This is a genomic window from Vibrio sp. 10N.239.312.D08 (genome assembly GCF_041466145.1).
GTDB lineage: Bacteria > Pseudomonadota > Gammaproteobacteria > Enterobacterales > Vibrionaceae > Vibrio > Vibrio crassostreae_C.
The window spans coordinates 25,180-39,318 of sequence record NZ_JBFSSD010000013.1 but is presented as its reverse complement, the minus strand read 5'-3'; the positions used below and the strand labels follow the sequence as shown (position 1 = coordinate 39,318).

Here is a 14,139-nt window from a genome sequence, read left to right as displayed (position 1 = left end):
CTGAGCCTATTGGGGATTAATAGGGGCGAGGGTTAGGAGTTATCACTCCTGATCCCAAAGCAAGTAATAAAAGTAGCACGACAACGGCTGACCACATGACACGACGCCCCAAGAAGTAACTGAGTCTTTTTCCATTGTGTTTGCCCGAGGCGATTTGGATTAGACCTTTCATCAAATTGAAAGCGATAAAAAACAGCAAAGCGACCAATACGACTTTAAATAACAGAACAAAGGTAGATGACGCCATAGTGATAACTCCAAACCGATTGATTGATGATGAATACAAGTTCCGCAGTAAAGGTTTTTGGATAGCGGTTGTTTTAACTGTGGTTTCAGTCGGCGCTTTAATCAAGTTAGGTTTATGGCAACTCGATCGTGGTAACGAGAAATTACGTTATGAACAGCAACTATCAGAAAGAGCGCAGCAATCGTTTAGGTCATTGGACACGGTTATCTCTGAATGGAAGGGCTCGCGTACACAAGCCCAAGGTACATCTGAACAGCAGTTTTTAAATGGTTTGAAGGTTGATGTTGAATTGGAAACACCAAGTGGTTTGGTGGTCTTGTTAGACAATCAGATTAACCAAGGAACGGTAGGGTATGTGATTTACATGTTGGGTGAGGTTCGCTTTGAAGATGGAAACCAGTCCTTAGTGGCTGAAAAACAGTTGTTGATCGATCTTGGGTTTGTTCCGGCAAGTAATGACAGAAGAGAACTACCGCAATTAGGAAGTATCACTGTACCAACCAAAATGTCAGGGCGCTTGTATACACGCTCAATTAATCCTTTAAGTCATGAGTTGGGTTTAGAAAATACGACACCGAATAGAATCCAAAACCTAAACATAGCAGCGTTATCACAGTATACAGGAAAAGAAGTGCTGCCCTTTGTCTTCCAACCTCAGAGTTTAGATTCATGGCCCTATGAAATGTTATGGCGTCCAACGGCGATGAGGTCTGAGAAGCATTTTGGTTACTCATTTCAATGGTTTGTTATGGCTGCGGTACTTTTGTTTTTGATGTTGTTGATTGGCTATCGGTACCTAAAAGCAACACCTATCACGAGGAATAAGGATGGATAAATCTCAAGCACAAGTGAACAGGGAAATTACCGAGGCAAACATGGCTGAGCTCAGAAGCCGTCGTACTAAAGGACGCTTGGTATTAATCGGACTCGTTTTAATTTTCGCTTTGCCAGCCATTATCGCCAAAACTGTGTTGGATCAGAATTGGTATACGTCAGGTGTCACTAACTCAGGCGAATTGGTAGAACCAAGAATTACACTAGCGGATTTTGGCGTAACGGTACCCATGGCAGGAGAGGGTTGGGTTGTGGGGTATATCGCACCGATGGAGTGCGAAAGCTTGTGTGAACAACAGCTTCATTATTTGAATCAAAGCTACTTAGCGTTAGGGAAAAACAAAGAGCGAGTGACCGCCGTTGTTTTCGTCTCAGAAGGTAACTCGTTGTCGGGTTCGCTCAACAAGCCTGATTTATCTTTGTTAGCTGGTGGTGATCAGTTAAGCACCGAGTTTTCGCCGGCTTCCATTGTCATTATTGACCCGCTAGGACAGTTGGTTATGGAGTACAAAAGCGTGTCGGAACCGTCGCAGTTAGTCGGGCAATCCAAAGGTATGATTCATGATTTAAGAAAGCTACTTAAGCTGTCACGAGTTGGGTAGTTGATGGCGCAAATGCTTGAGCTTAAGCAGCGAAAGGGAATAAGTATAGGGAGATAAGTGATGCAGAATAAAGCCCCTGATTTACTGATGCTTGTGATGAGATTAACTATCTTGTTAACCCTTACCGTGATTGTTCTCGGAGCTTATACACGCCTGTCTGATGCTGGCCTTGGCTGTCCTGACTGGCCGGGTTGTTACGGTAAGATCACCGTTCCGTCTGATGCCCAAGCGGTGAGTCAAGCCAATCTGCAATTTCCAGAGCGAGCTCTTGAAGCAGACAAAGCGTGGATAGAGATGATCCATCGCTACTTTGCAGGAACATTAGGGTTGCTTATCTTTGTCGTTGTAGCTTGGTGTATTAAAAAGAACATCACACCAGTTGGTCTTCCATTACTTATCTCTGCCACTGTGATTTTTCAGGCTTTGCTTGGAATGTGGACGGTGACTCTTAAGTTGATGCCCGTTGTGGTTATGGCGCATTTGATGGGGGGGTTCACGTTGCTGTCACTGTTGTGTCTGCTCTACTGCCGTTTGTCTCAATTCCAAAGCCGTTTTGGCGAGGCTTCTTATTCTCCAACACTTAAATTTTGGGCGTTGTTTGGGTTACTCATTGTGGTTGGGCAGATACTGCTTGGTGGTTGGACATCGTCAAACTATGCCGCTTTGGTGTGTACCCAATTGCCTATTTGTGAAGGTAACTGGATGAGCTACCTCGATTTCAAAAATGCGTTCGATTTTGCTCAACACGGACACGATAACTATGAGTTTGGTGTGTTGGAGTATCCCGCGAGGCTTACCATACATGTCATGCACAGGTTCGGGGCTATTGTGGCGACATTAACGGTGCTGATGGTCGTGTACCAGTTATGGAAGTTTGGCCAAGTGCCTCACCAAAAGCTGAGCATGATTGTCGCAATAGTGTTGTTTACTCAAATCAGCCTTGGGATCAGTAATGTATGGTTTCACCTGCCAATCTCAGTTGCGGTTTTGCATAACCTAGTCGCAGCAATGTTGCTCATCAGCATGGTTGTAACCAATTTTGTGGTGTGGCAACGCAAACCGAGTGAGAGCTTGGTGAAGAACAGTGTATTACAAGGAGGTAATCATGGTCAGTAGAACGTCAACACAGTATGAAGTGGTGGCTCAAGACGCAGCCTTAACTCATAAGATAACAGCCAATAATGACATAACTTTAAGTAACGAAAAGGCTGAAAAAAACAAAGCCACTTGGAAAGTTTATTTAACGCTGACTAAGCCTAAAGTGGTGGCTTTGATGTTGCTGACAGCATTGGTTGGGATGTGTTTGGCCGTGCCGAATGGATTGCCTTTGCAACAAACTTTGTTCGGAATGATTGGGATAGGGTTAATGGCAGGTTCAGCGGCTGCGTTTAACCATTTGATCGATAAAAAGATCGACGGCCAGATGACTCGAACAAATCGACGCCCTTTACCATCCGGTGAGCTGAGTAGTGTGCGTGTGTTTAGCTTTGCAGCAGGTATCGGCTTATTTGGGTTCGCTACGTTAGTGGTGTGGGTCAATCAACTCACGGCTTGGCTAACCTTTGCAAGTTTATTGGGCTATGCGGTCATCTATACCATGTACTTGAAGCGAGCAACGCCGCAAAACATTGTGATAGCAGGGATCGCTGGTGCAATGCCTCCGCTACTGGGCTGGACGGCGGTTACCAATGAACTGCATTCAAATGCTTGGTTGTTGGTGATGATCATCTTTATTTGGACACCTCCTCATTTCTGGGCGTTGGCAATTCATCGTCGTGATGAGTATGCCAAAGTGAACATCCCCATGTTACCTGTGACTCACGGAATCGAATACACCAAGACGTCTATTCTTCTGTATACCTTTTTGCTTAGCATCGTGTGTATATTGCCTGTATTGGTTGGCATGAGCAGCTGGATATATCTGAGCGCTTCATTGGTGCTCAACGGCGGGGTTGTTTATCACGCTTGGGTACTGAAATATCGTGATGAACCCAATATGGCCATGAAGACCTTTAAGTTCTCCATCTATCATCTCATGATCTTGTTTGTGGCTCTGTTGGCGGATCATTATTTGCTCTGATAGCTCTGTACAGATTAAACAAGGTTATCCCCATATCAAAACCAAACCTTTGGTTTCCACTAACCGAACCCTGACACGCCATGTATGAAAAACCGGACAATTGATTGGTATGAATTATATAAAGGAGCCGGTATGGAATTCACAGAACTAGACAGAGACGCGTTGTATCAAACGTGGATGTCACAAAAATCGAGAATGCGAATTACGCAGATGGAGTTTTCAAAAAAGCTAGGCATGAACCAGCTTGATTTCTCAAGAGTGCTAAGAGGGGAGACGCCATTAACCATGTCTTTCATTAGTCATTTTTGTCGTTTACTTCATTTGGAACCAAGGAATGTATTCCCCTCGCTAAAAGAGGTCAATGAGTCTGGGCCTAAAGTGGTCTACCTGAAAAGTAGAATGAGTGTTGATGGTGAGATCCAAAATGCTTATATCGAAGGAAATCAGGTAATTGTAGAGTACGCACACACTGTTCAACATGATTAATTTTAGAGTTAGCTCTGATTTTTAACCCCCTTTTTCTACAACCTTTTCACATAGGGTATGTCATACTTAATTAGATTCCTTAATTTTGACTAAGTGCGTTATGAACCCTTTAAAAGTCCTTTTGCTTGTTGCAACCAGCATTTTCTTGCTTGGTTGTGCAGGCGGCCCAATTAGAACCGCTACTAAATTTACCAGCTACGAAGATTTTCAGGCTGGGCCTGACGGAGGCGTCGACTTGGTTTGGGCAAGGGTTGGGCTACGTGACGCGCAGCGATTGAGCTCCAAGTTAGACGACTATGATTCTGTGGTGATCGACCGTGAAGCGGGTAATAAAGACTTTTCAACCATGATTGATTCGCTGGATGATGCCAAAGACGCGATCAACTATTGGGTTGAACGTTTAGGTGATACTCTACACAACATAGATGACGCATAGTAAAGACCAAATAATGCTAGAGAAAGAGAACCTGATTAAGTTGGCTCGAATGCAGATGCCATTTGGAAAGTACGCGGGTCGTACACTGATTGACTTGCCTGAAGAATATTTGCTGTGGTTTGATAAAAAGGGATTCCCGTCTGGTGAACTCGGCGATTTATTGAAACTGTGCCTTGCTCTGAAAATTGAAGGGCTTGATAGTGTCGTCAAGCCATTGAAAAGAATGTAATTAAATAAAAGCTCACGCTGATCACGTGAGCTTTTTTGTTTTTGAGTTCGACACAATTTTACATGCATGATGTAGCTTGAAGAATGGCTCTTCTTACCTTGCTATAAAATACGCAATCGATAGCGTGTAAATAATGGTATACAGGGTGTTTTAAATATAAAACACAAAAAAAATTGCGTTTATTTTTAATTAGTGATTGAAACTAGAGTTTTTACTAGTTAAGTTACAGGGAACAAGAAGATTAGTGCTGATAGAAAGTGACGTGAGACAACGTACATTCAGCTCAAGGATAGAAAAAAGGAAGAAGTAAGCAATGTTCCAGACTGATGATGTAAGAATTAACAAAGTAAAAGAGTTATTACCCCCTGTTGCTGTTTTAGAAAAGTTTCCAGCGACAGAAGTTGCTTCTTCTACAACCTTTGAAAGCCGCAAAGCGATCCACAATATTTTAGAAGAGAGCGATGATCGCTTGCTTGTTATTGTCGGCCCATGTTCTATTCATGACACAGAAGCTGCTCTTGAGTACGGTAAACGTTTGAAAGTGTTGCGCGACGAACTTGGTGATAACCTTGAAATCGTAATGCGTGTTTACTTTGAAAAACCACGTACAACTGTTGGTTGGAAAGGTCTAATAAATGACCCGTACATGAACGATACGTTCAAGCTAAATGATGGCCTTCGTCTAGGACGTAAGCTACTGCTGGACCTAACTGACATGGGCATGCCAACGGCAAGCGAATTCCTAGACATGATCACGCCTCAATACGTTGCTGACCTAATCAGCTGGGGTGCAATCGGCGCACGTACTACAGAATCTCAAGTTCACCGCGAACTGGCTTCTGGCCTATCTTGCCCAGTTGGATTTAAGAATGGTACTGATGGCAACATCAAGATTGCAACAGATGCTATTCGCTCTGCTAGCGCTTCTCACCACTTCTTATCAGTAACTAAGTACGGTCACTCAGCTATCGTTGAAACAGCAGGTAACCCTGATTGTCATATCATCCTACGTGGTGGCAAAGAGCCAAATTACAGCGCAGAACACGTTGGTAAGATTAAAGAAGAGCTAGCAGCTTCTGGTCTTCCACAAAAAGTGATGATCGATTTCAGCCACGCAAACAGCTCTAAGCAGTTTAAGCGTCAAATGAACGTATCTGATGACGTAAGCGCACAAATTTCTGGTGGCGACAAAGCTATCTTTGGTGTGATGATTGAATCTCATCTTGTTGAAGGTCGCCAAGACCTGGTTGAGGGCAAAGCTGCAACGTACGGCCAATCTGTTACTGATGCGTGTATTGGTTGGGAAGACACTGAAACAGTACTTCGCCAGCTGGCAGACGCTGTTGAAGCTCGTCGTAACAAATAGACTAATTACAGTCAGCGATTAAGCTACTGAAAATTCAAAGCCCTTAGTTAGCAACAGCTAATAAGGGCTTTTTTGTGGATCTTAGTTGAAAACTGGAAGTGTCTGTATTCTTAAATGAGAAAAGACAGTAACTCGTCGACTTTAAGTGACAGTAAAGCTTTATCTTGTTTGGTTTCAACGTTAAGGCGTATTAATGGCTCGGTATTGGACTTTCTTAAGTTGAAGCGCCATGAGCCCATATTCATGCTGATTCCGTCTGTGTGATCGATCTCAACGGCATGATCTTGGTAGTGCGATAACACGCAAGCCATGACCTGCTCTGGGTCTGAGACTCTTCGATTGATCTCCCCGGAAGAGGGGAATCTATCTATACTAGTACTCGTTAATTGGTGAAGAGATTGTTGAGTTTTCGACATCAGCTCGATAACCAATAGCCAAGGAATCATGCCTGAATCGCAATATCCAAAATCACGAAAATAATGGTGTGCGCTCATTTCGCCCCCATAGACGGCATTCGTTTCACGCATCTTCTCTTTGATCAGTGCGTGTCCTGCTTTAATTCCAATCGCTTTTCCACCATGCGTTTTTGCGATTTCAATTGTGTTCCAGGTCATGCGCATATCGTGCAATACAGTCGTGTTAGGCTGTTTGACCAAGAATGCTTCAGCAAGCAACCCTACAATGTAATAACCCTCGATGTAATTGCCTTGCTCATCAAAGAAAAAGCATCGGTCGAAGTCTCCATCCCAAGCAATTCCAAGGTTGGCAGAATGCTCTAAAACGGCATCTCGAGTGGCTGCTTGGTTCTCTCTAATCAAAGGGTTTGGAATACCATTTGGGAAGTTTCCATCAGGGTTATGATGAACTTTGATGAAGGTGATAGGGACACCGAGTTCGTTAAATTTATTATCTAAAGCATCAATGATATGTCCTGCAACACCGTTCCCAGCATTAACCACAATCTTCATCGGTGACAGCTTTGATGGGGTTATGTACGAGAGTAGGTGCTCGACGTACGGAGCAAGAATACTGTTCGATCTACTAGAGTTACTTGGTTGTGCATGAACGAACGGTAAATTGCAGTTCAGCTCTTGATTAAGTTCTTCAATGCGTCGTTTGATTTCATCTAAACCACTGTTTTTACTGATAGGGCTAGCGTCTACACCGACCATTTTCATGCCGTTGTAATTGATTGGGTTGTGGCTGGCTGTGATTTGTATTCCGCCAATCGCTTTTAGGTAACGAGTCGCAAAGTAGACCTCTTCAGTGCCAGTCATACCTAGATCAATGACGGTAATCCCTGACTCGATTAAGCCTTTGGTCATGGCTTCTTGTAATGACAGGGAGGTTTTGCGGTTATCACGACCAATCACTACCTGCGCCAAACCATCGAGTGAGGTTTCAGGCTTAGCGGATAGGACGTATTCGCCAAACGCCTTTCCAAGCAGATAGGTAAACGGCTCATTGATTTGGCTACCAATGATGCCGCGAATGTCGTTGTTCTTAAAGCAGCGAAGATCTAATGTTGGTTTCATTTGATTGTCGCCGCTTCTATTTCAATTTTTTGTTCTGAGACGACGAAGCTTGTTCGCTTCGAACATCTCGCCCATAGCTGTCTTGATATCGAATGATATCGTCTTCACTTAAATGGCTGCCGGTTTGAACTTCAATCATTTCAAGAGGTGTCTCGCCAGGGTTCTCTAGGCAGTGGATGTGACCTAAAGGGATGTAAGTCGATTGATCTTCTTCAACCAGATAGGTTTTCTCATTGTTGGTCACTTTCGCAGTACCCGCCACGACTACCCAATGTTCCGCTCTATGGTGGTGCATTTGTAACGACAACTTGTGACCGGGTTTAACGGTGATACGTTTAACTTTGTCGCGCTTGCCTAGGTCGATAACATCGTATTTACCCCAAGGTCTAAACACCTCACGATGATGCACATGTTCTGTGCGACCCGCTTGATTTAGTTGACTGACAATCGATTTAACACCCTGAACCTTGTCTTTATTTGCAACCAATATAGCGTCTTTGGTTTCGACAATAATCAGGTTGTCGACACCTACCGTCGCAACCAGCTTATTTTCAGCATGGATGTAGTTGTGTTGAGAGTCGACGGTTAACACATCACCTTCAATGACGTTATTGTGCTGATCTTTTTCGCTTACATCCCAGATCGCGGACCATGAGCCAATATCGTTCCAGCCGACATCCATCGGGATCACCGCGGCGTGCGAGGTCTTTTCCATCACGGCGTAATCGATTGAATCACTTGGACTGCTTTTGAATGCTTCAGCGTCTATACGGATAAAGTCGAGGTCGGTATTTTGCGTTGCAAGAGCGAGTTTACAAGCCGCTACTATCTCAGGGTGGTGTTCGGCGAGTTCTTCAAGATAGCGTGATGCCTTAAACATGAACATGCCACTGTTCCATAAGTATTGTCCTGAGCGGATGTACTCTTCTGCTGTTGCTGTGTCTGGCTTTTCTACAAAGCATTCTATGGCGAAGGCGTGATTGATTGGCTGCTCTGTTCCATTAGTATCAGTTTGAGCACTGGAGGAAAGAGGCTCTCCCTGCTTGATATAGCCATAGCCAGTCTCTGGGGAGCTAGGTGTTATACCGAATGTCACCAGCTTGCCTTGTTTTGCATAATCAACACCACGACTAATCGCTTGTTGGAATTCAGAGGTTTTCGCGATGTGATGATCAGCAGCCAGCACTAACAAGATAGGGTCGGATGCGCTTTGTTCATTAAGCGGTGGTTTACTTAAAGCCTTTAGGGCGGCAAGCGCAATGGCTGGGGCTGTATTTCTACCGACTGGCTCTAGCAGAATACCACTATGTTGAATGTTAGCTGATCGAGCTTGTTCAGCGGCAATAAAGCGATGCTCTTCATTACAGATAATGAATGGGGCATCGCATTTACTATCCATCAAGTGCTCTTCAAGGCCTTGCAGGCGTTGAAGTGTGTGCTGAAGCATTGACTGGTCGCCGGCAATATTGAGAAATTGCTTAGGGTAAAGCTCGCGAGACAGTGGCCAGAGACGACTTCCGGAGCCGCCGGCTAGAATGACAGGTAAAATCATAGCGTGGTAATTAGGTGCATTAGAATACTGCCAGCATATTACCACGCTTCACGCTTATTACTTATCGATAACCAAGAAGGATATGACTATCGATGACCTTCCGTAGGGGAGTTCAACATGTCTTTGGGATCGCTAATATTCTGATTATCACCTAGGCTTTGAACGCTGTTATGATCTTGAACATTAGAAAAGTCTTGAGGGTCAATCTTGAGTGTCTGTGTTGGGAACGCGATGTCTGCATTGTGTTTATGAATAATCGCCAGAACCTGTAACAGAACGTCTTGCTTCACTTTGTGGTACCTGATCCAGTTGACTGTTTTTGTGAAGGTATAGATAAAGAAGTTGAGCGTTGATGGCCCAAATTTGTCAAAGTTAACGATCAACGTCTGTTTGGCATCAATATCTGGGTGGGTCTCGAGCATGGTTCTTACATCATCAACAATGAGCGCCAATTTGTCTGCATCTTGATAACGAAGACCAAAGGTTTCATTGATTCTACGATTCAACATTCTCGATGGATTCTCTACCACAATACTACTGAACACCGAATTTGGCACGTACAAAGGACGCTTATCAAAAGTGCGGATGATCGTCATGCGCCAACCAATGCGTTCGACAGTGCCTTCGATTTGACGATCGGGAGAACGTATCCAATCACCGACTTTAAAAGGGCGGTCGAAGTAAATCATCATGCCACCGAAGAAATTCGACAGTAAGTCCTTAGCCGCTAAACCGACGATCAAACCACCCACACCACCAAAGGTGAGTAAGCCGGAAAGGCTGAGCCCAAACGCCTGCATGATGGTTAGGCCGCCCATCACCATAAAGAACAAGCGAGCGACTTTCGCTATCGCTTGTACTGTGGTTTCGTCTCTGGTTTTTTGCTCTAAGACATAGGCTTCAGTGTTAGTGATCATTCGTAAGGTAAACCAAACGAATGTACAGATAATCAATATGTGTTTAAGCGTTTTTAACCAATTGATTTCATTGCCAAACTGGTCTTGAAGTATTAGCCCGATAGAGACTGTAGCAGGCCAACACCAAAGTAATGTGCTGACAGGGGTTTTTAGTGCTTCTAGCAGTAGATCGTCCCAGTGGAATGGGGTTTTCTGAACCAGAATTTCTAAGCGATTATGGATAATTCGCCAAGCTACCCAAGCGAGAAAACTCGCAATAGTGATGAATAGGACGCTGTTTGCCCAATCACTATGGCTCTGGTTGATGTAGGTTTGTACTTGGGTTATGAATTCATTCATTGTGTGTGCTGCCGCAGAAATTATGAATTGGAAATTAGCAGAAACTCGAGTTGTTCTCTACCTTTATAAATCAAGCGATTATGACAATAGTATAACCTTATTCTTGCAGAACTAACTTTTTTTGAGATAGAAACTAATGTAGGTTTGGCTATCCCGTGTAATTAAAATTTCTAAACAGGATTTCAAATGAGCGACAAACAATATGCAGTTATCGGTTTAGGGCGATTTGGTCTGTCTGTTTGCAAAGAGCTACAAAGTTCAGGGGCACAGGTACTGGCCGTCGATATTGATGAAGAGCGAGTGAAAGAAGCGGCGGCTTTTGTTTCACAAGCGATTGTTGCGAACTGTACAAGCGAGGAGACAGTTAAAGAGTTAAGACTCGACGATTACGACATGGTGATGGTGTCGATTGGCTCTGATGTTAATTCCAGTATTCTGACTACTCTGGTGGTAAAAGAGTCAGGCGCAAAAGCTGTTTGGGTAAAGGCGAACGATAAGTTTCACGGCAAGATTCTCTCTAAGATTGGTGCTGACCATATCATCATGCCTGAACGAGATATGGGCATTCGTGTTGCGCGTAAAATGTTGGATAGACGCGTTCTTGAGTTTATCGATCTTGGCAGCGGTTTAGCGATGACGGAGATTGTTATTGGTTCTAATTTGTTGGGTAAGAAACTTGGCGACCTTAAGCTGTGTAAAGAAAATGGTGTTGAAGTACTTGGCTTCAAGCGAGGACCGAACCTAACTAAAGCTCCAGAACTGGATGTGAGTTTAGAAATTGGGGATGTGGTGATCATCGCTGGGCCGAAAGAGACCTTATCTAGAAAGCTACGCAATTGGTAATTGGCAATAAGGTAACAGTATGAATTCGTTAAAACGAAAAGGTACTTTCTACACGCTTAAGAGTGATAAAAAGCCACGTAAAGGCTCTGAACCTAAGATTATCCTTACGAGCTTCTTAGGCGTACTTATCCCCTCTGCAATATTGTTGACGATGCCTGTATTCTCTGTGACAGGCCTAAGTTTTACGGATGCACTGTTTACAGCAACCTCGGCGATCAGTGTGACAGGATTAGGTGTTGTCGATACCGGTGAGCATTTCACCTTGGCGGGTAAAATCTTACTGATGTTCTTGATGCAAGTCGGCGGGTTAGGGCAGATGACTCTATCTGCGGTACTGCTTTACATGTTCGGTGTTAGGTTAAGCCTTAAACAACAAGCACTAGCGAAAGAAGCGCTTGGCCAAGATCGTAAGATTAACCTTCGTAAATTGGTTAAGAAGATCATCATCTTTGCATTAGTGGCTGAATTTATCGGTTTTGTATTGCTCTGCTTCCGCTGGGTACCTGAGATGGGATGGTCAACGGGCAGTTTTTATGCACTATTTCATGCGATATCTGCATTCAATAACGCAGGTTTTGCACTGTTTTCAGACAGTATGATGAGTTTTGTTGATGATCCGCTGGTGATCTTCACCTTAGCTGGCTTGTTTATTTTCGGTGGGCTAGGCTTCACAGTCGTCGGCGACCTATCGAGTAACTGGCGTAAAGGTTTTCGACATCTTCATTTACACACCAAGATTATGCTAACCGCCACTCCGACTCTATTGTTGGTAGGTACGGTATTGTTCTGGCTGCTAGAAAGAAATAACTCAGCAACCATGGAAGGGTTATCGACTCAAGGACAGTGGCTAGCCGCATTTTTTCAGTCGGCAAGTGCTCGTACTGCTGGCTTTAATAGTGTGGATTTGTCTCAGTACACACAGCCTGCGTTGCTGGTAATGATTGTACTGATGTTGATTGGTGCAGGTTCTACCTCAACAGGTGGTGGTATTAAGGTTTCGACCTTTGCAGTAGCCTTTGTCGCAACGTGGACCTTCCTCCGTCAGAAAAAGCACGTGGTGATGTTTAAGCGCACTGTGACTTGGCAAGCGGTAACAAAGTCATTGGCCATTATTGTGGTAAGTGGGGCGTTATTAACCACCGCGATGTTTTTGTTAATGCTTACTGAAAAGGCAGCGTTTGATCGAGTCATGTTTGAGGTGATTTCTGCCTTTGCAACGGTTGGTTTAACAGCTGGCTTAACCGTAAACCTGACTGAGCCAGGTAAATACATCATGATTGTGGTTATGGTGATTGGACGTATCGGCCCCCTGACCTTGGCTTATATGCTAGCTCGCCCAGAACCTTCCTTGTTGAAATACCCTGAAGACACGGTGTTAACGGGTTAATTAGGTCCATGGGCTGATAAATAAAGCTCTGCAAATAAAAACAAAGCCAGCGATATGCTGGCTTTGTTGTCATAGGCTGATCGTTAATTGCTGAATGCCTATCCCTCAAACATCTCAACGTATTCCTCATAGCCTTCTTCTGCTAATTTATCCGCAGGGATAAAGCGCATTGCGGCTGAGTTCATGCAGTAACGTAACCCTGTTGGTTTTGGACCATCTTTGAATACATGCCCTAGGTGGGAATCGCCAAACTTACTTCGAACCTCTGTTCTTGGGTAAAGCAGCTTGTAGTCAGTAGTTGTAACGACATAAGCTTCGCTGATTGGTTGGGTGAAGCTCGGCCAACCCGTACCTGATTTGTATTTGTCTTTTGATGAGAACAAAGGCTCACCGGTAACGATATCAACATAAATACCTTCCTCTTTGTTATCCCAGTATTTGTTGTCAAATGGGCGCTCAGTAGCGTCTTCTTGCGTTACATCGTATTGAAGTGCTGTAAGCTTCGCTTTGATCTCTGCATCAGACGGTTTTACGTATGTTTTAGCATTCGCTGTCGCATTCTTACTGTCGATGATCTGACGTAGTGTTTTAGGGTTGTCCTTTCTATCATCACCGAAGATTTTATCTAGGTACTGATCGCGGCCAGAAGCATAGCGGTAGTAGTTATAACGAACTTTACTCTTCTTGTAATAGTCTTGGTGATAGTCTTCCGCTGGCCAGAATTTTTCAAATTCAATCAGTTCTGTTTTTAGTGGTTCACCAAAGATATTAGCTTTGTCGATTTCCATCATGAAGTTCTGAGCAACATCTTTTTGTGCTTGGTTATGATAGAAAATAGCTGGTCGATAATGACGGCCTCGGTCTACAAAAGAACCTTTGTCATCGGTTGGGTCGATGTGTCGGAAGAATTGGTCAAGAACCTGTTCGTAGCTAACCACATCAGGGTTATAGGTCACGTTGATCACTTCGATGTGACCTGACTTACCCGAAGAGACCTGTTTGTAGGTTGGGTTTTCCAGTTCACCACCAGAGTATCCAGAGATAACGTCGGTTACACCTTTTAGCTTCTCTAGATCGGACTCCGTACACCAAAAACAGCCACCAGCCAGTGTCGCGATTTCACTTTTACCTGAATTAGCCGTTTTATCCATTGTATTGGCAGTGCCAGTCTGGCTTACAAACAGCGAAATCAGTGGTAGCGCAACCACGAGTGATACCAATATTTTAGATAATTTATTCATAGATACCTCATCTTGACGTTCTTCTCATTCGATTTTGAATGTACG

Annotated in this window: 15 protein-coding genes; 10 read left to right on the top strand and 5 right to left on the bottom strand. The window is 44.0% G+C overall.

The genetic code is table 11. From position 1 onward, the window contains the following. Positions 1–16 precede the first annotated feature (16 nt). Entirely contained in the window at positions 17–247 is a 231-nt protein-coding gene (locus AB6D58_RS09285; RefSeq protein ID WP_017066085.1) for a DUF2909 family protein, read from the bottom strand. Between the two features lies 1 nt (position 248). Between AB6D58_RS09285 and AB6D58_RS09280 the strand changes: the two genes are divergently transcribed. The 8 genes from AB6D58_RS09280 (at position 249) to aroG (ending at position 6,280) form a co-directional block, all read left to right on the top strand. Next, the gene (locus AB6D58_RS09280) at positions 249–1,082 is read left to right on the top strand and encodes an SURF1 family protein (protein WP_372157096.1); all 834 of its coding nucleotides are present in this window, start codon (positions 249–251) and stop codon (positions 1,080–1,082) included. Continuing rightward, positions 1,075–1,683 carry a hypothetical protein gene (locus AB6D58_RS09275; RefSeq protein ID WP_017061753.1) on the top strand — a complete coding sequence of 203 codons (609 nt, stop codon included), beginning with the start codon at positions 1,075–1,077 and terminating at the stop codon, positions 1,681–1,683. The genes AB6D58_RS09280 and AB6D58_RS09275 overlap by 8 nt, the downstream gene beginning before the upstream one ends. 60 nt (positions 1,684–1,743) lie before the next feature. Next, positions 1,744–2,799: a heme A synthase gene (locus tag AB6D58_RS09270; protein ID WP_136973807.1), complete on the top strand. Its 1,056-nt coding sequence runs from the start codon at positions 1,744–1,746 to the stop codon at positions 2,797–2,799. After that, entirely contained in the window at positions 2,789–3,763 is a 975-nt protein-coding gene (cyoE, locus tag AB6D58_RS09265; RefSeq protein WP_372157094.1) for a heme o synthase, read from the top strand. The genes AB6D58_RS09270 and cyoE overlap by 11 nt, the downstream gene beginning before the upstream one ends. A 132-nt stretch (positions 3,764–3,895) precedes the next feature. Next, a complete protein-coding gene (locus tag AB6D58_RS09260) occupies positions 3,896–4,249 on the top strand; it encodes a hypothetical protein (RefSeq protein WP_017068634.1) in 354 nt (117 codons plus the stop codon). Positions 4,250–4,349: 100 nt separating this feature from the next. Continuing rightward, positions 4,350–4,685 carry a hypothetical protein gene (locus AB6D58_RS09255; RefSeq protein ID WP_372157092.1) on the top strand — a complete coding sequence of 112 codons (336 nt, stop codon included), beginning with the start codon at positions 4,350–4,352 and terminating at the stop codon, positions 4,683–4,685. A gap of 13 nt (positions 4,686–4,698) precedes the next feature. Then, positions 4,699–4,914 carry a DUF3820 family protein gene (locus AB6D58_RS09250; RefSeq protein ID WP_004730103.1) on the top strand — a complete coding sequence of 72 codons (216 nt, stop codon included), beginning with the start codon at positions 4,699–4,701 and terminating at the stop codon, positions 4,912–4,914. Positions 4,915–5,227: 313 nt separating this feature from the next. Beyond that, the gene (gene aroG / locus AB6D58_RS09245) at positions 5,228–6,280 is read left to right on the top strand and encodes a 3-deoxy-7-phosphoheptulonate synthase AroG (protein WP_017061746.1); all 1,053 of its coding nucleotides are present in this window, start codon (positions 5,228–5,230) and stop codon (positions 6,278–6,280) included. 110 nt (positions 6,281–6,390) lie between these two features. Here the strand turns inward: aroG and AB6D58_RS09240 are convergent, their stop codons facing one another. The 3 genes from AB6D58_RS09240 to AB6D58_RS09230 all read right to left on the bottom strand — a co-directional run bounded on the left by AB6D58_RS09240 (position 6,391) and on the right by AB6D58_RS09230 (position 10,623). Then, the gene (locus tag AB6D58_RS09240; RefSeq protein ID WP_372157090.1) at positions 6,391–7,815 is read right to left on the bottom strand and encodes a phosphomannomutase CpsG; all 1,425 of its coding nucleotides are present in this window, start codon (positions 7,813–7,815) and stop codon (positions 6,391–6,393) included. Between the two features lie 16 nt (positions 7,816–7,831). Then, positions 7,832–9,367: a mannose-1-phosphate guanylyltransferase/mannose-6-phosphate isomerase gene (locus tag AB6D58_RS09235; protein WP_372157088.1), complete on the bottom strand. Its 1,536-nt coding sequence runs from the start codon at positions 9,365–9,367 to the stop codon at positions 7,832–7,834. Positions 9,368–9,453: 86 nt separating this feature from the next. Further along, the gene (locus AB6D58_RS09230; RefSeq protein ID WP_017061743.1) at positions 9,454–10,623 is read right to left on the bottom strand and encodes a mechanosensitive ion channel family protein; all 1,170 of its coding nucleotides are present in this window, start codon (positions 10,621–10,623) and stop codon (positions 9,454–9,456) included. Between the two features lie 186 nt (positions 10,624–10,809). Between AB6D58_RS09230 and AB6D58_RS09225 the strand changes: the two genes are divergently transcribed. Both AB6D58_RS09225 and AB6D58_RS09220 read left to right on the top strand, forming a co-directional pair. Further along, positions 10,810–11,466, top strand: a complete 657-nt coding sequence (locus AB6D58_RS09225; RefSeq protein ID WP_017065605.1) for a TrkA family potassium uptake protein — start codon at positions 10,810–10,812, stop codon at positions 11,464–11,466. A 19-nt stretch (positions 11,467–11,485) separates the two neighbouring features. Further along, positions 11,486–12,853 (top strand): TrkH family potassium uptake protein, encoded by a 1,368-nt coding sequence (locus AB6D58_RS09220; protein ID WP_372157086.1) that lies wholly within the window; start codon positions 11,486–11,488, stop codon positions 12,851–12,853. Positions 12,854–12,951: 98 nt separating this feature from the next. Here the strand turns inward: AB6D58_RS09220 and msrB are convergent, their stop codons facing one another. Then, positions 12,952–14,094: a peptide-methionine (R)-S-oxide reductase MsrB gene (gene msrB, locus AB6D58_RS09215; RefSeq protein ID WP_017068629.1), complete on the bottom strand. Its 1,143-nt coding sequence runs from the start codon at positions 14,092–14,094 to the stop codon at positions 12,952–12,954. Positions 14,095–14,139: the final 45 nt, after the last annotated feature.